At 73.4% G+C, this 16,955-nt stretch carries 13 protein-coding genes; 10 read left to right on the forward strand and 3 right to left on the reverse strand.

From position 1 onward, the window contains the following. The first annotated feature begins 32 nt into the window (after positions 1-32). The 3 genes from ABTZ91_RS17500 to ABTZ91_RS17510 all read left to right on the forward strand — a co-directional run bounded on the left by ABTZ91_RS17500 (position 33) and on the right by ABTZ91_RS17510 (position 2,127). The gene (locus ABTZ91_RS17500) at positions 33-560 is read left to right on the forward strand and encodes an SAV_6107 family HEPN domain-containing protein (RefSeq protein ID WP_352078037.1); all 528 of its coding nucleotides are present in this window, start codon (positions 33-35) and stop codon (positions 558-560) included. 66 nt (positions 561-626) lie between these two features. Next, positions 627-1,415 carry a methyltransferase gene (locus ABTZ91_RS17505; RefSeq protein WP_352078038.1) on the forward strand — a complete coding sequence of 263 codons (789 nt, stop codon included), beginning with the start codon at positions 627-629 and terminating at the stop codon, positions 1,413-1,415. A 307-nt stretch (positions 1,416-1,722) separates the two neighbouring features. Further along, positions 1,723-2,127, forward strand: a complete 405-nt coding sequence (locus tag ABTZ91_RS17510) for a DUF3040 domain-containing protein (RefSeq protein WP_352078039.1) — start codon at positions 1,723-1,725, stop codon at positions 2,125-2,127. Between the two features lie 133 nt (positions 2,128-2,260). Here the strand turns inward: ABTZ91_RS17510 and ABTZ91_RS17515 are convergent, their stop codons facing one another. From ABTZ91_RS17515 to ABTZ91_RS17525, 3 genes are read right to left on the reverse strand one after another with little or no spacing between them, the layout of a single operon-like run. Next, positions 2,261-4,645, reverse strand: coding sequence for a DUF3488 and transglutaminase-like domain-containing protein (locus ABTZ91_RS17515; RefSeq protein ID WP_352078040.1), 2,385 nt, complete (start codon positions 4,643-4,645; stop codon positions 2,261-2,263). Further along, complete coding sequence (locus tag ABTZ91_RS17520; protein WP_352078041.1) at positions 4,642-6,078, reverse strand: DUF58 domain-containing protein; 1,437 nt, start codon at positions 6,076-6,078, stop codon at positions 4,642-4,644. The genes ABTZ91_RS17515 and ABTZ91_RS17520 overlap by 4 nt, the downstream gene beginning before the upstream one ends. Continuing rightward, complete coding sequence (locus ABTZ91_RS17525; RefSeq protein ID WP_352078042.1) at positions 6,078-7,118, reverse strand: MoxR family ATPase; 1,041 nt, start codon at positions 7,116-7,118, stop codon at positions 6,078-6,080. The genes ABTZ91_RS17520 and ABTZ91_RS17525 overlap by 1 nt, the downstream gene beginning before the upstream one ends. Before the next feature lie 469 nt (positions 7,119-7,587). Between ABTZ91_RS17525 and rsmH the strand changes: the two genes are divergently transcribed. The 7 genes from rsmH to murD all read left to right on the forward strand — a co-directional run bounded on the left by rsmH (position 7,588) and on the right by murD (position 16,948). After that, a complete protein-coding gene (rsmH, locus tag ABTZ91_RS17530) occupies positions 7,588-8,544 on the forward strand; it encodes a 16S rRNA (cytosine(1402)-N(4))-methyltransferase RsmH (protein WP_352078043.1) in 957 nt (318 codons plus the stop codon). A gap of 37 nt (positions 8,545-8,581) precedes the next feature. After that, entirely contained in the window at positions 8,582-9,178 is a 597-nt protein-coding gene (locus tag ABTZ91_RS17535; RefSeq protein ID WP_352078044.1) for a septum formation initiator family protein, read from the forward strand. A gap of 3 nt (positions 9,179-9,181) precedes the next feature. After that, complete coding sequence (locus tag ABTZ91_RS17540; RefSeq protein WP_352078045.1) at positions 9,182-11,173, forward strand: penicillin-binding protein 2; 1,992 nt, start codon at positions 9,182-9,184, stop codon at positions 11,171-11,173. Positions 11,174-11,252: 79 nt separating this feature from the next. Then, entirely contained in the window at positions 11,253-13,025 is a 1,773-nt protein-coding gene (locus tag ABTZ91_RS17545; RefSeq protein WP_407077970.1) for a UDP-N-acetylmuramoyl-L-alanyl-D-glutamate--2,6-diaminopimelate ligase, read from the forward strand. Positions 13,026-13,029: 4 nt separating this feature from the next. After that, positions 13,030-14,463, forward strand: coding sequence for a UDP-N-acetylmuramoyl-tripeptide--D-alanyl-D-alanine ligase (gene murF, locus ABTZ91_RS17550; protein WP_352078047.1), 1,434 nt, complete (start codon positions 13,030-13,032; stop codon positions 14,461-14,463). Continuing rightward, positions 14,460-15,530 carry a phospho-N-acetylmuramoyl-pentapeptide-transferase gene (mraY, locus tag ABTZ91_RS17555; protein ID WP_352078048.1) on the forward strand — a complete coding sequence of 357 codons (1,071 nt, stop codon included), beginning with the start codon at positions 14,460-14,462 and terminating at the stop codon, positions 15,528-15,530. Before murF ends, mraY begins: the two co-directional genes overlap by 4 nt. After that, on the forward strand, positions 15,512-16,948 hold the full coding sequence (gene murD, locus ABTZ91_RS17560; RefSeq protein WP_352078049.1) for a UDP-N-acetylmuramoyl-L-alanine--D-glutamate ligase: 1,437 nt from the start codon (positions 15,512-15,514) through the stop codon (positions 16,946-16,948). Before mraY ends, murD begins: the two co-directional genes overlap by 19 nt. Positions 16,949-16,955 lie beyond the last annotated feature (7 nt).

The raw sequence follows: 16,955 nt of genomic DNA on the forward strand, positions 1-16,955 counted from the left end.
CAGCGCCGTCACCCGACGACAGGAGGCTCGTCATGGCCGGCCACTCCGCCGCAGCCACACCCCGGCGCCGTACCAGTCGCCCCGCCCCCGCACAGCCCGGACCCGCGTCCGATGTCCATCCGGTCCTGCGCCGGGCCTCGGCACCGCCCGCCGCGCTCGACCTGCTCGCCAAGGCCAGGGCCGGACTCGACGAGGCCGCCGCGCTCGGCCTGCCCAACGAGCGGTACGCCACCGCCCATCTCGCCGCCCTGCGGACCGCGGCCGCCGTGCTCGCCGCCCGGGGCAGGCCCGAGCGCGACCCCCGCAAGCGGGCCCGCATCCGCAGCACCTGGGACGTGCTGCCCGAGATAGCGCCCGAGCTCACCGAATGGAGCGCGCTGTTCGCCTCCGGCGCCGAGCGGCGGGCCCGCGCCGAGGCCGGGATCACCGGTGCCGCCACCGCGCGGGACGCCGACGACCTGCTCAGGGACGCCGCCGCGTTCCTGCGCCTGGTCGAGCGGCTGCTCGTCCTCCAGCCGGTGCTGCCCCGCCAGCCGGGCGCCGAGGAGGCCACGGGATGATCGGGAGAATCGGCCCGAGGCCATAGGGTGGGAGCGTTCGTACCCGTCACCGAGGAGTCAACAGCCGTGTCGGACCCTTCCCCTGTCTCCGGTCGAGAGGCGACCTCGCGCCCGTCGCGCGCCTCCCTGCGCACCGCCGTCGTCTGGGACGTCCTCAAAGACGCCCTGGACCGTCGGGTCAAGGCCACCGGGACCGACAGCCTCGATGTCCTCGACACGGGCGGCGGCTCCGGCAACTTCGCGGTCCCGGTGGCCCGCCTCGGCCACCGCGTCACCGTCGTCGACCCCAGCCCCAACGCCCTGTTCGCGCTGGAGCGGCGGGCCGCCGAGGCGGGCGTCGCCGACCGGGTCCGGGGAGTCCAGGGGGACATCCGCGGCCTGTTCGACGTCGTCGGCCGCGAAGGCTTCGACAGCGTCCTGTGCCACGGTGTCCTGGAGTACGTGGACGACCCGGCCGAAGGGGTGCGCAACGCGGTGGCCGCGCTGCGCTCCGGCGGCAGCCTCAGCCTGCTCGCCGCCGGACTCGGCGGCGCCGTCCTCGCCCGCGCCCTCGCCGGCCACTTCACCGAGGCCCGGCACGCGCTGAGCGACCCGGCCGGCCGCTGGGGCGCCGGCGACCCCGTGCCCCGGCGCTTCACCGCCGAGCAGCTCACCGAGCTCGCCGCCGACGCCGGCCTCACCGTCGGCGCCGTCCACGGCGTGCGGGTCTTCGCCGACCTCGTCCCCGGCGTCCTCGTCGACACCGAACCGGGCGCCGCCGAGGCCCTGCTCCGCCTGGAAGCCGCGGCGGCGGAACTGCCCTCCTTCCACGCCATCGCGACCCAGCTGCACGTCCTCGGCGAGAAGCCCGCCTGACGACACCCGCACGGCGGTGCCCCAAAGCCCCGGCCCCGGGACACCGCCGTACCCGTTGAGCAGCGACGCAGCCGCAGATGGAGTACGCCACAGCCCGCCCGATCGGGGACATGTCCCCGTATGATCGAGGGACACGATCCGGCATGACGGGCAGGGGGCTGGGGAATCAACGCCTCAGCATCCGAACCGCATGGCGGCCCGGATTGGCGATTTGGCATTGAGGGCGGGTTTCACGGGGGCGATTCCCTGCCTATCCTGAAAGGGCCGCAAACCGGTCGCCCCCGCGACCGACGACTAGGAGGACTCCGTGCCGCTCTCGGAGCACGAGCAGCGAATGCTCGAGCAGATGGAGCGAGCGCTGTACGCCGAAGATCCCAAGTTCGCGACAGCGCTCGAGGGAAGCGGACTGCGTACGTACACCCGGCGACGGGTCTACCAGGCAGTCGCCGGCTTCCTGGTGGGTATCGCGCTCCTCATGGCCGGAATGGTCGCTCAGCAGATCTGGATCAGCGTGGTGGGATTCCTCGTCATGCTGGGCTGCGCGGTCCTGGCGGTCACCGGATGGCGCAAGGCGCCCAAGCCCGGCGAGCAGCCGACGGGAGCGGCGGCCGGACACGGTCGTCAGGCCCGGCAGCGACGCTCGATGATGAACCGCATCGAAGAGCGGTGGCAGCGCCGCCGCGACGAACAGCAGGGCGGCGGCCACCACTGAGCCCCCGCTCCTACGACACCTGAACCTCGGGGGCCCGCACCTTCGGGTGGGGGCCCACGTTTGTCTCCGGCACCCCGTGGCCGTGGCCTGATCCGGCGCCCTTGGCCACGCCCCGATCCTGACTACGCCGTGATCACGACGGGTTCCGGGTCAGCGCGCGCACCAGGGGAGCGGTCCTCGCAGCGACGCCGGCCCGGGTCGCGGACCAGCGTTCACGGGCCGCCCACACCGCCCGCGAAGCCGAGCGCGGAGCGAACAGCGCACGCAGCCGGGTCGTACGGGACGCCGACGTGTCGAAGCCCCGGCGGATCACCCGCGCCTGCTCCGTCAGACCCGTGGCCGGACGCGGGCGCGGAGCGTACAGGGCCTCCTCGACCGCCCGCGCCACCCGGTGCACCGCGTCCGCCGCCTCCGGCGGCAGCTCGCCCAGGCGGACCATCCGCGCCGCCGTCCTGCGGGGCGTCAGCGACTCGTCCGGCACCACGCCGTGGTCCCAGGCCGTGTCGTTGATCTCCTCCCAGACCGCCAGGACCCGGCCGACCGGGTCACCCGCCGGACCGAGCCGCCGCGAGCGCACCTGGGTCCGCCACAGCAGCGGCAGCAGCGGAAGACACAGCACGAGCAGGCCGACCAGGACCCACCGCAACGTCTCCCAGGTGAACCAGCCGCCGCCGTCCTCCGACGCACCGGCCGCGGCCTGGTCCTGCCCGCACTCGCCCAGCCGCCGCTGCTGCGGCGGGCAGCTCTCCGAGGCGCTCGGCGCCACCGAGGGCTGCGCCGACGCGCTCGTCGAGGGCTGTGCCGACGGCGTCGCCGCGCCGCCCGAGGACTGCTCACGGGTGTAGTCCGGCGTGGTGCCCCGCGAGGGCGTCGGCTCGAAACGGGTCCAGCCGGCCCCCTCGAAATACAGCTCCGGCCACGCGTGCGCGTCCCGTATGCCGACCGAGACGGAGCCGTCGGACTGCGGGGTGCCGGGCATGAAGCCGACCGCGACCCGGGCGGGGATGCCCAGGGAGCGGGCCATCGCCGCCATCGAGAAGGAGAAGTGGATGCAGAATCCCTCCTTGGCCTTCAGGAAGCGGGTGATCGCCTGCACGCCCGTGCCGGAGTCGACGTTCACCTGGTAGCGGAAGCCGCCGTCCTCGGCGAACCAGTCCTGCAGCCTCACCGCCCGCTCGTAGTCGTTGCGCGCCCCGCGGGTGACGTCCAGGGCCGTCGACCTGACCTCGGCCGGCAGCGTCGCCGGAACCCGGGTGTACTCGCGGCGCAGCGTGTCCGGGGCGGCCGGGGCCGCCGCCAGCTGCTCACCGGTGGGCCGCACGTCCAGGCTGGTCACCGTGTAGCGGGCACCCCGCGTGTCCTGCCCGTCGCCGACGAGCATCCGGCCGGCCGGCTCGTAGCGCCAGTTGCCGCTGATGGAGACCTTCGCCGCCGGGTACGGCATGGGCAGCCACTTCTGCTCGTACGCCGGGGAGGCGACGAAGTTCGTGGTGACCTCCGTGGCCCGGACGTCCTGCGCGAGGCCGTCGGGCCAGGGCAGCTCCTCGGGCACGTCCTTGATCGGACGGACGGAGGACTTCCACGCGGTGCCGTCGAACTGGTCGAGTGCGACGAGCCGCAGATACAGATTGCCGGTGTCCACCGCGTTGGTGCGGTAGCGCAGGACCTCCCGGTCCTCCGGCTGGCGCAGGTCGTTCTGCAGCGACACCAGCGGGTTCACCGCCGAGATGGTGCCGCCCTTGCCGCCGGAGCCCTCGCCTTCGCCGGACCCGCCGAGGAAGCCCCCGTCCAGGCCCGGCAGCGCCAGCGGCACCACCAGCGCGATGCCCAGGGCGACCGCCCCGATCCGCCGCCCGGTGCGCACCGGCGCGAACGCGGGACCGCCCTCGCCGGCCGCCGAGCCGGGCCGGCCGGAGCGCTGCGCGCCGCCGAAGACCCGGCCCCACTGGGACAGCCGGTCCCGGCCCTCCGCCAGGAGCAGCAGCAGATAGCCGCCGGCGGCCAGCAGGAAGAACAGCCCGCCCGCGCCCCCGCCGGAGAGCCCGGCGGCGACCGAGTACAGGGCGAGCAGCGGCAGACCGGCCGGGGCCGCGTTGCGGAAGGTGACCGCGAGGGCGTCCACCAGGAGCCCGATGACCGCGACTCCGGTGACCAGGAGCAGCCGGATCCCGGGTGTGTCCGGCGCCGGGATCGCGTACGTGCCGACGTCGTTCACGCCCGCCTCGAACAGCGTCCCGAAGGCGGCGAGGACATCGGGTCCCGGCAGCACGAAGAGGATCGCCTGCTCGTGGGCGAAGACCACGGTCAGCACCAGCAGCGTGACGACCGCCTGGGCGGCGATCGTCAGCGGCCGGGCGAGCGGCACCCGTCGGGTGGCCGTGCCGACCGCGCTCTGCAGTCCCAGCAGGATCGCCGCCGTGAAGATCCAGGTCGCCGGCTTCACCAGCGGCAGCAGCGCGGCGGACGCCGTCAGCGTCGCACCGAAGGCCGCGAGCGTCAGCCGCGCGCGCCCGCTCATGACCAACCTCCGTACGTGTCGGCCGCGGAGGTCTCGCTGGACGCCCCGCCGGCCTGCTGCCACAGATCGGCGAGCCGCGTGCCGGGAGAGACGGCGAACGCCTGCCACCCGCCTTCCCGCAGCCGCCGCAGACGGTCTTCCACGGCCCCCGTGACGGCGCCGCCGGTCAGCCAGGTGCCGGAGTCCAGCACGAAGGCGACCGCCGCGCCGCCGCGCTGCCGCATGCGGGCCGCGAGCGCCGCCTGCTCCTCGTCGAGATCGCCGAGGAAGGCGACGAGCAGCCCCTCCTGCCCGCCGCGCAGCACGTCGTGGGCGCGGGAGAGCCCGGCCCCCTCGGAGTGGTCGACCACCGCGAGGGTGTCCATCATCAGGCCCGCCGAGTCGGCCGAGTCGTGGCCGGACCCGGTGAAGCCCTCGGCGCCCTGGCCGGGCACCGTGCTGCCGGTGTCGGTGAGCAGCCGCACCGAGTAGCCGCGCTCCAGCATGTGCGTGAGCACCGAGGCGGCGCCGGAGACGGCCCATTCGAAGGCCGAGTCGGGCCCGCTGCCCTCGTAGGCGACGTCACGGGTGTCGAGGAGCACCGTGCAGCGGGCGCGCTGCGGCTGTTCCTCGCGTCGCACCATCAGCTCGCCGTAGCGGGCGGTGGAGCGCCAGTGGACCCGGCGCAGGTCGTCGCCGTGCCGGTAGGCACGCGGGATGATGTCGTCGTCCCCGGCGAGCGCGAGGGCCCGCTGCTGTCCCTCCCCGTAGCCGGCGGACTCGCCGCCGAGCTTCACGGGCGGCAGCGGTTCGGTGCGCGGGATGACGGTCAGGGTGTCGTACGCGCTGAAGGAGCGGGTCAGCTCGCACATGCCGAAGGGGTCGCTCAGACGCAGCTGGAGCGGGCCGAGCGGAAAGCGTCCGCGCAGGTCGGAGCGGACCCGGTAGGAGACCTCCCGGCGGCCGCCCGCCTCGACGCGGTCGAGCACGAACCGGGGCCGCGGCCCCAGCATGTAGGGCACGTGGTCCTGGAGCATCAGCAACCCGGTGGGCAGCCGGGAGACGTTGTCCATGCGCAGGTGGACCCGGGCCTCGGTGCCGGTCTCCACCCGCTGGGGGGCGAGCCGGCGGCTCGCCGCGACCCGGTAGCGGGTGCGGTGGAGCACGACGACGCAGATCAGCGGCAGCACGGCGAGCAGCAGTCCGACGCGCAGCAGATCGCCCTGGCCGAGCACATAGGCGCAGGCGGCGGCGGCGACCCCGGCGGCGAGGAAGGACCGGCCGCGGGTGGTGAGACCGGCCAGGGCGGCCCGCAGGCTGCCCCGGTCCCCGTCGTCCGCGTGCCCGATCCCGATCCCGGTCCCGGGTCCGACCCCGGTCCCGTGCCCGCCTCCGTCGGTCCCGGGGGCGTGCCCGTGCCGCGCCGGCCCCTGCGGAGCGGCGGCGGTGGTCATCACAGCCGCCGGGCGCCGGGCTGGTGCTGGCCGTAGAGCGGACCGGCGGGCGGTGCCGCGGGCGGCACCGGCGGGGCGGTGGCCGGGACGGGGGTGCGCTGGAGGATGTCGTGGACGACCTGCTCGGCCGTACGGCGGCCCAGCTGGGCCTGCGCGGTGGGCAGCAGGCGGTGCGCGAGCACCGGGGCGGCGAGCGCCTGGAGGTCGTCGGGCAGCACGTACTCCCGGCCGCTGAGCGCGGCGGAGGCCTTCGCGGCCCGCAGCAGGTGGAGCGTGGCGCGCGGGGAGGCGCCGAGTCTCAGGTCCGGGTGGGTGCGGGTGGCGCCGACGATGTCGACCGCGTACCGCCGGACGGCGTCGGCGACGTGCACGCCGCGGACGGCCTCGATGAGCTTCACGACGTCATGGGCGTGGGCGACCGGCTGGAGGTCGTCCAGCGGGGAGACCGCGCCGTGCACGTCGAGCATCTTCAGCTCGGCCTCGGCGTTCGGATAGCCGATGGAGACCCGGGCCATGAAGCGGTCGCGCTGGGCCTCGGGCAGCGGATAGGTGCCCTCCATCTCCACCGGGTTCTGGGTGGCGACCACCATGAAGGGGCTCGGCAGCTCGTAGGTCTGGCCGTCGACCGTGACCTGGCGCTCCTCCATGGACTCCAGGAGGGCGGACTGGGTCTTGGGCGAGGCCCGGTTGATCTCGTCGCCGATGACGACCTGGGCGAAGATCGCGCCCGGCTTGAACTCGAAGTCGCGCCGCTGCTGGTCGAAGATCGACACGCCGGTGATGTCCGACGGCAGCAGGTCGGGCGTGAACTGGATGCGGCGCACCGAGCAGTCGATGGACCGGGCCAGGGTCTTGGCCAGCATCGTCTTCCCCACGCCGGGCACGTCCTCGATGAGGAGATGCCCCTCGGCGAGCAGCACGGTCAGCGCAAGGCGTACGACCTCGGGCTTGCCCTCGATCACACCCTCCACCGACCTGCGCACCCGCTCCGCAGTCGTGGTCAGATCTGTGAGGCTCGCTCGGTCGTCATAGGTCGTCACCCGGCCCTCCTCGGCCCTTTCCGCAGCACAGACACCTGCCCCCGGCGTCGCGGCCGGGGGGTGTCACCCGTGCATTCTTGTTGCCGTGAGCGGGTCGTGTCACTTGCCCGCGGCTGGCCTGTGGACAACTGCGGGTGAATTGCCGGGGTTTGTGGGCTTGCGGCGGGCGGTATCGGCGGGTGGACGTCGGGGCGAAGGGCGTCGACCGGGCCGGCTGTGACCCGGCCCACAGGTGCCGGGCCCCGGAGCCGTCCGGGTGAACCGCGCGAAACGTCCGGCCGCCCCCGCCGGGGCCCGCGACGCGCCAGCCGGTTGATTGACCGGCGGGTCCGGTGGACTAAAGTGGCGCGAAGTTCACGGAGACATCGAGCGATTTCTGCCGTTTCTCCCCGTAAGTGCGGCGGTACCCACGGCTCGGCCCCTTCCGCTCGCCGGTGGTACCTGTCTCCGCCGGATCTGAGAGGGCGCATTGAGCAACGACCGACACGTCCCGGTGATGCTCCAGCGGTGCCTGGACATGTTGGCGCCCGCCCTGGAGCACCCCGGCGCGGTCGTCGTCGACTGCACCCTCGGTCTCGGCGGGCACAGCCAGGCACTCCTGGAACGCTTCCCCGAGGCGCGGCTCATCGCCCTCGACCGGGACAAGGAGGCCCTGCGCCTGTCCGGCGAGCGGCTCGCCCCCTACGGGGAGCGCGCGACCCTCGTGCACGCGGTCTACGACGAGCTGCCCGAGGTCCTCGACCGGCTCGGCGTCCCGCGCGTCGACGGCATCCTGTTCGACCTGGGCGTCTCCTCCATGCAGCTGGACGAGGCCGACCGCGGCTTCGCCTACGCGCAGGACGCCCCGCTCGACATGCGCATGGACCAGACGACCGGCATCAGCGCGGCCGAGGTCCTCAACACCTACCCGCCCGGCGAACTGGTCCGCATCCTGCGCAGTTACGGCGAGGAGAAGCAGGCCAAGCGGATCGTCTCCGCGATCGTGCGCGAGCGCGAGAAGGAGCCGTTCACCAACAGCGCCCGCCTCGTCGAGCTGATCCGCGACTCCCTGCCGCAGGCGGCCAAGCGCACCGGCGGCAACCCGGCCAAGCGCACCTTCCAGGCGCTGCGCATCGAGGTCAACGGGGAGCTGTCGGTCCTGGAGCGGGCGATCCCGGCGGCCGTGAAGGCCCTCGCCGTCGGCGGCCGGATCGCGGTCCTGTCGTACCACTCCCTGGAGGACCGCCTGGTCAAGCAGGTGTTCGCGGCGGGCGCCGCCAACACCGCCCCGCCCGGCCTGCCGGTGGTCCCCGAGCGCTACCAGCCCCGTCTGAAGCTCCTCACCCGCGGCGCCGAACTGCCCACGGAGCAGGAGATCGCCGAGAACCGCCGCGCGGCCCCCGCGCGTCTGAGGGGTGCGCAGCGGATCCGGGAGGACGAGGCGTGAGCCACGCGGGCGGGAAAGCGACGACGAAGGACGGGCGATGAGTCAGAAGGGGCCCCTCAAAGGACGGGCGGCACGGCTCGGCAGGTTCATGCCGTCGGGCCCCAGCACCGCCGCCCGCACCCCCTTCGTCCTCCTGGTCGTGCTGCTGCTCGGCGGCGGCCTGATCACCCTCCTGCTGCTCAACTCGGCCCTCAACCAGGGCTCCTTCGAGCTCAGCGAGCTCAAGAAGAAGACCACCGAGCTCACCGACGAGGAACAGGCCCTCCAGCGCGACGTCGACGACTACTCGGCGCCCGACGCCCTGGAGCGGCGCGCCCGGGAGCTCGGCATGGTGCCCGGCGGCAGCCCCGCCTTCCTCGGCCCGGACGGCACGGTGCTCGGCGTCCCCTCACAGGCCGTCGCGCCCAAGCCCAGCCCGACGCCGAGCCCGACGCCCAGCCCCCTGCCGACGCCGACCGCGACACCGGGCGGCACGCCCGCCGGCGCCCAGGCCGGCGCCCAGACCGACCCCCCGGCGCCTTCCGCCCCGACGTCCGGCACGCCCACCGCCCCCGGCACGCCCACCGCCCCCGGAGCGACCGGCACCTCCCCGCTCCCCGGCACCCCGACCGCCCCGACGACCTCCGGCAGGTGACCCGTGCCCTCCAAGGAGCCCCCGCGCCGCCGCGTCCCCGGCCCCGCGCGGCCCGCACGCCCCCGCCCCGCCGCCTCAGGACGCCCCGCCGCCTCCGGCCGCCCCGCCACGCGGCGCCCCGCCCCGCCCCGGCGCCCCGCGGCCCGGCCCGCCGCCAGGCCGCGCACCATCCGGCTCGGCAGCCCCAAACCCCGGCTGCGCCTGGTCTCCCTCGGCCTGACCCTCGTCATGCTGGCCTTCGTCGTACGGCTCCTCCAGGTCCAGGCCGTCGACGCCAGCGCGTACGCCGCCAAGGCCGAGAAGCACCGCTACCAGGAGTACACCCTCACCGCCGACCGCGGTGAGATCACCGACCGGGCCGGGATCGCCCTGGCCGCCAGCGTCGACGCGTACGACATCACCGCCGACCCCAAGCTCTTCACGCCCGCCGAGTCCAAGACCGCGGACGCCCCCGAGCAGGCCGCCGCGCTGCTCGCCCCGCTCCTCGGCAAACAGCCCGCGGAGCTCGCCGAAAAGCTGCGCACCCCCAAGTCCCGCTACACCCTCCTCGCCCGCAAGCAGACCCCCCAGGTCTGGAAGCAGATCAAGGACCTGAAGAAGGTCTACGAGGAGAAGGCCAAGCCCGCCAACGGAGGCAACGGGATCAACCTCCTCGGCGGCGTCCTCGGCGAGCCCAGCACCAAGCGCGTGTACCCCAACGGCGAGCTCGCCGCCGGGATACTGGGCTACGTCAACGCCGAGGGCCGCGGCGCCGGCGGCATCGAGTCCATGCTCGACGAGGAACTGGCCGGCAAGGACGGCAAGATCAGGTTCGCCCAGGCCGGCGGGCGCCGGGTGCCCACCGCCGGCTCCGAGGGCACCCCCGCCGTCCCCGGCTCCGACATCGAGCTGACCATCGACCGGGACATCCAGTGGGCCGCCCAGCAGGCCATCACCGAGCAGGTCCGCAAGTCCAAGGCCGACCGCGGCTACGTCGTCGTCCAGGACACCCGCACCGGCGAGGTCCTCGCCATGGCGAACGCCCCCGGCTTTGACCCCAACGACCTCTCCCAGGCCAACGCCACCGCCATGGGCAACGCGGCCCTCCAGGACGCCTACGAGCCCGGCTCCACCAGCAAGGTGATGTCCATGGCCGCCGTCCTGGAGGAGGGCAAGGCCACCCCCGACACCCACGTCGTCGTCCCCAACCGGCTCCACCGCGGCGACCGGCTCTTCAAGGACGACGTCGACCACAAGACCTGGTACCTGACCCTCAACGGCGTCCTCGCGAAGTCCAGCAACATCGGCACCATCCTGGCCACCGGCCAGCTCGGCAGGACCCAGGCGGAGTCCAACCGGGTCCTCTACGACTACCTGCGCAAGTTCGGCATCGGCAGCCCCACCGGGCTCGGCTACCCCGGTGAGACGCCCGGCATCCTCGCCAGGCCCGAGACCTGGTCGACCTCCCAGCAGTACACGATCCCCTTCGGCCAGGGCCTGTCCGTCAACGCCATGCAGGCCGCCTCGGTCTACTCGACCATCGCCAACGGCGGCGTCCGCGTCGAACCGACCCTGGTCCGCGGCACCAAGGGCCCCGACGGGCGCTTCACCCCGGCGCCCGCGCCGAAGGAGACCCGGGTCATCAGCGAGAAGACCGCCACGACCCTCGCGCAGATGCTGGAGTCGGTCGTCGACGACGAGGCGGGCACCGGCACCAAGGCCGCGATCCCCGGCTACCGGGTCGCCGGCAAGACCGGCACCGCCAACCGCGTCGACCCCGAACTCGGCCGCTACAAGGGCTACACCGCCTCCTTCGCCGGCTTCGCCCCCGCCGACAAGCCCCGCGTCACCGTCTACTGCGCCATCCAGAACCCCACGAAGGGCAGCTACTTCGGCGGACAGATCTGCGGACCGATCTACAAGAAGGTCATGGAGTTCGCCCTCAAGACCCTCCACGTCCCCCCGACCGGCAGCGCCCCCGCCCGGCTGCCGGTGGAGTTCCGCCCCACCCCCTGACGGCGGCACTCCCGTCCGCGCCCACCCGACACGCCGGCACATCCCCGCCGGCGACACCCGTGACACTCCGGGAGCACCAGTGACAACCATCACCCCCCGTTCCGGGAACCGGAAATCGAACTCCGGCGAGGCCGCGGCCTCATTTAGCCCTGCGCAGGGTGCGCCCGGTACGCTCACCGCCGTGCCACACGCTGATCAGTACCGAACCACCCCGCCCCGCCCGGAGCGGGTCCGCCCCACACCCCTGGGCGAACTCGCCGCGCGGCTGGGCATCGAGACCACCGGCCCCGCCGCCGAGGTCTCGGGCATCACGCACGACTCCCGGGCGGTGCGCCCGGGCGACGTGTACGCGGCCCTGCCCGGCGCCCGCGTCCACGGCGCCGAATTCGTCGCGCAGGCCGCCGGACTCGGCGCCGCCGCCGTCCTGACCGACCCGGCGGGCAGCGAACGCGCCGCCGCGACCGGCCTGCCGGTCCTGGTCGTCCCGGACCCGCGCGGCCGGATGGGCGAGCTCGCCGCCGAGATCTACGGGCGCCCTGGCGAGGGCCTGCTCCAGATCGGCATCACCGGCACTTCGGGCAAGACCACCACCGCCTATCTCGTCGAGGGCGGACTGCGCGGCGCCGGCAAGCACACCGGCCTCGTCGGCACGGTGGAGATGCGCATCGGCGACGAGCGCATCAAGTCCGAGCGGACCACCCCCGAAGCCACCGACCTCCAGGCGCTGTTCGCGGTCATGCGGGAACGCGGCGTCGAGGCCGTCGCGATGGAGGTCTCCAGCCACGCCCTGGTGCTCGGCCGGGTCGACGGCTGCGTCTTCGACGTCGCGGTCTTCAACAACCTGAGCCCGGAGCACATGGAGTTCCACTCCGACATGGAGGACTACTTCCAGGCCAAGGCGCGGCTGTTCACCCCCGAGCGCAGCAAACGGGGCGTGGTGAACCTCGACGACGAGTACGGCCGCAGGCTTTCCCGGGAGGCGGCCGTCCCGGTCGTCACCTTCTCCGCCGCGGGCGACCCGGACGCCGACTGGCGCGCCGAGGACGTCGTCACGGGAGCCGCCGACTCCACCTTCACGGCCGTCGGCCCCGGCGGCGAGCGCATCCCGGCCACCGCGCCGCTGCCCGGCCCGTTCAACGTGGCCAACACCCTCGCCGCGATCGCCACCCTCGCCACCGCCGGGATCGACCCGAAGACCGCCGCCGACGGCGTCGCCGCCGTCCCCGGTGTCCCCGGCCGCCTGGAGCGGGTCGACGCCGGCCAGCCGTACCTGGCGGTCGTCGACTACGCGCACAAGACGGACGCCGTCGAATCGGTCCTGCGCTCGCTGCGCGAGGTGACCCGCGGCAGGCTGCACGTGGTCATCGGCTGCGGCGGCGACCGCGACACCACCAAGCGCGGCCCGATGGGCGCCGCCGCGGCCCGGCTCGCCGACACCGCCGTCCTCACCTCCGACAACCCGCGCTCCGAGGACCCGCTCGCGATCCTCACCGCGATGCTCGCGGGCGCCGCCGAGGTGCCGGCCGCCGAGCGGGGCGAGGTCCTGGTCGACGCCGACCGGGCCGCCGCCATCGCCGCGGCCGTCGCCCGGGCGCGGCCCGGCGACACCGTCCTGGTCGCGGGCAAGGGCCACGAGCAGGGCCAGGAGATCGCCGGAGTGGTCCGCCCCTTCGACGACCGCCAGGTCCTGCGCGAGGCGATCCTGGCGAGCCCGGCGCACGCCGCCGACGAGAGCCCGGCGCACACCGACCACGAGAGCCCCGCGCACGCCGCCGACGAGCGCCCGGCGCCCCGCGCCGGCGAACAAGCCGCCCAGCAGGACGAACACCGTCACGAGAACAGTCAGGGATGAAGCAGTGATCGCCCTCTCCCTCGCCGAGATCGCCGAAATCGTCGGCGGGCAGCCGCACGACATACCGGATCCGGCCGTCCAGGTCACCGGTGACGTCGTCATCGACTCCCGCAAGGTGACTCCCGGCAGCCTCTTCGCCGCCTTCGCCGGCGAGCACGTCGACGGCCACGCGTACGCGGAGCGTGCCGTCGAGGCGGGCGCGGCAGCCGTGCTGGCCGCCCGCCCCGTCGGCGTGCCCGCGATCGTCGTCGAGGACGTCCAGACGGCGCTCGGGGCCCTCGCCCGGGCCGTCGTCGAACGCCTCGGCACCGATGTCGTCGCGCTCACCGGCTCGGCCGGCAAGACCTCCACCAAGGACCTGATCGCCCAGGTCCTCCAGCGGCACGCGCCGACCGTGTGGACGCCCGGCTCCCTCAACAACGAGATCGGGCTGCCGCTGACGGCGCTCACGGCCACCGCCGAGACCCGGCACCTCGTCCTGGAGATGGGGGCGCGGGGAATCGGCCACATCCGCTACCTCACCGGCCTCACCCCGCCGCGCATCGGCCTCGTCCTCAACGTGGGCAGCGCCCACATCGGCGAGTTCGGCGGCCGCGAGCAGATCGCCCAGGCCAAGGGCGAGCTGGTCGAGTCCCTGCCGGCCGCCGAGGACGGCGGCATCGCGGTCCTCAACGCCGACGACCCGCTGGTGCGCGCGATGGCGAGCCGCACCAAGGCGCGCATCACCCTCTTCGGAGAAGCGGACGAAGCGGCCGTACGTGCCGAGAACGTCCGGCTCACAGAGAACGGACAGCCCTCTTTCAGGCTTCACACACCCACCGGGTGCAGCGACGTGACCTTGCGCCTGTACGGTGAGCACCACGTGTCGAACGCGCTCGCCGCGGCCGCCGTCGCCCATGAGCTGGGCATGCCCGTCGAGGAGATCGCCACCGCGCTCTCCGAGGCCGGCTCCCTGTCGCGCTGGCGCATGGAGGTCACCGAGCGTCCGGACGGCGTGACGATCGTCAACGACGCCTACAACGCGAACCCCGAGTCCATGCGAGCCGCCCTGCGCGCGCTCGCGGCCATGGGCAGGTCTGCACAGGCCAGGGGCTCTCGTACGTGGGCGGTGCTCGGCAAGATGGCCGAGCTCGGGGACGACTCGCTCGCCGAGCACGACGCGGTCGGACGGCTCGCCGTCCGGCTCAACGTCAGCAAGCTCGTCGCGGTCGGGGACAGGGAAGCTGCCTGGCTGCAACTGGGCGCCTATAACGAGGGTTCGTGGGGTGAGGAGTCGGTGCACGTGTCCGACGCGCAGGCGGCGGTCGACCTGTTGCGCAGTGAGCTGCGCCCGGGGGACATCGTCCTGGTGAAGGCTTCCAGGTCGGTCGGGCTCGAGCGGGTCGCCCAGGCACTGCTCGAAACCGCGGGCTCCGAGGGTGAGGTCGCGGGCCGATGAGGCAGATCCTCTTCGCGGGGGCCATCGGGCTCTTCCTGACCCTGATCGGCACCCCGCTGCTCATCAAGCTGCTCGCCCGCAAGGGATACGGCCAGTTCATCCGGGACGACGGCCCGCGCACCCACGGGTCGAAGAAGGGCACGCCCACCATGGGCGGCATCTCCTTCATCCTGGCCACCCTCATCGCGTACGCGCTGGCGAAGGTCATCACCGGTGAGGACCCGACGTACTCGGGCGTCCTGGTGCTGTTCCTGATGGCCGGCATGGGTCTGGTCGGCTTCCTCGACGACTACATCAAGATCGTCAAGCAGCGTTCGCTGGGTCTGCGGGCCAAGGCGAAGATGGCCGGCCAGCTGATCGTCGGCATCGCCTTCGCCGTGCTCTCGCTGCAGTTCGCCGACCTGCGCGGCCTCACCCCGGCCTCCACGAAGCTCTCCTTCATCACCGACTTCGGCTGGTCCATCGGCCCGGTGCTGTTCGTGGTCTGGGCGCTCTTCATGATCCTGGCCATGTCCAACGGCGTGAACCTGACGGACGGTCTGGACGGTCTGGCCACCGGCGCCTCGGTGATGGTCTTCGGCGCGTACACCTTCATCGGGCTGTGGCAGTTCCAGGAGTCGTGCGCCAACGCCATGACCCTGACCAACCCGAACGCCTGCTTCGAGGTGCGCGACCCGCTCGACCTCGCCGTGGTCGCCTCCGCCCTGATGGGCGCGTGTTTCGGCTTCCTGTGGTGGAACACCTCGCCGGCCAAGATCTTCATGGGCGACACCGGCTCGCTGGCCCTCGGCGGCGCGCTCGCGGGTCTCGCCATCTGCTCCCGTACGGAGCTGCTGCTCGCCCTGCTCGGCGGCCTCTTCGTGATGATCACGATGTCCGTGGTCATCCAGGTCGGCTCGTTCAAGATGACCGGCAAGCGGGTCTTCCGGATGGCGCCCCTCCAGCACCACTTCGAACTCAAGGGGTGGTCCGAGGTCCTGGTCGTCGTCCGGTTCTGGATCATCCAGGGCATGTGCGTGATCGTGGGCCTGGGCCTCTTCTACGCGGGATGGGCATCCGAAAAGTGAGCGAGCTGGACTGGCAGGGCAAGAAGGTCACCGTCGCCGGGCTCGGCGTGAGCGGCATCCCCGCCGCCCGCGTCCTGCACGGCCTGGGCGCGGTCGTCACGGTCGTCAACGACGGCGACGACGAGCGCTCCCGGGCGCAGGCCGCGGAGCTGGAGGCGGAGGGGATCACCGTCCGCCTCGGCGACGGGGCGACCCTGCCGCCCGGCACCGAACTGATCGTCACCGCGCCGGGCTGGAAGCCCGACAAGCCGCTCTTCCAGGCCGCCGAGGCGGCGGGCGTGGAGATCTGGGGCGACGTCGAGCTGGCCTGGCGCCTGCGCGGTCCGGGGGCGGCGCCCTGGCTCGCGGTCACCGGCACCAACGGCAAGACCACGACCGTGCGGATGCTCGCCTCCATCCTCCAGGCCGCGGGACTGAAGACCGCCGCCGTCGGCAACATCGGCGTCTCGCTCCTCGACGCCGTCCTCGGCGACGAGGACTACGACGTCCTCGCCGTCGAGCTCTCCAGCTACCAGCTGCACTGGGCCCCTTCCCTGCGCGCCCACTCGGCCGCCGTGCTCAACCTGGCGCCCGACCACCTCGACTGGCACGGCTCCATGGAGGCGTACGCCGCCGACAAGGGCCGGATCTACGAGGGCAACCAGGTCGCCTGCGTCTACAACACGGCCGACAAGCTGACCGAGGACCTGGTCCGCGAGGCCGACGTCGAGGAGGGCTGCCGGGCCATCGGCTTCTCCCTCGGCACCCCCGGCCCCTCGGAACTCGGCGTCGTCGAGGGCATCCTCGTCGACCGGGCCTTCGTCGCCAACCGGCAGAAGAACGCCCAGGAGCTGGCCGAGGTCTCCGACGTCCAGCCCCCGGCCCCGCACAACATCGCCAACGCGCTCGCCGCCGCCGCCCTCGCCCGCGCCTTCGGCGTGGAGCCGAAGGCCGTACGGGACGGACTGCGGGCCTTCCGGCCCGACCCGCACCGCATCGAACTGGTCGAGGAGATCGAGGGCGTCGTCTACGTCGACGACTCCAAGGCCACCAACACCCACGCGGCCGAGGCCTCGTTGGCGGCCTACGACCCGATCGTCTGGATCGCCGGCGGCCTCGCCAAGGGCGCGACCTTCGACGAGCTCGTACAGCGGTCCGCGAAGCGGCTGCGCGGGGTCGTCCTGATCGGCCAGGACCGGGCGCTGATCCGCGAAGCCCTGGCGCGACACGCCCCCGAGGTCCCGGTGGTCGACCTCGACCGGACCGACACTGGGGCGATGTCCGCGGCGGTCCAGGAGGCGGCCTCGCTCGCCCGGCCGGGGGACACCGTCCTCCTCGCCCCCGCCTGTGCGTCGATGGACATGTTCACCAACTACAACAAGCGGGGCGAGGCCTTCGCGGACGCCGTCCGCGCGCTCGCCCGGGCCGGGCGCGCCTGACCTGACC

Source organism: Streptomyces sp. NPDC126499 (assembly GCF_040302485.1).
GTDB lineage: Bacteria > Actinomycetota > Actinomycetes > Streptomycetales > Streptomycetaceae > Streptomyces.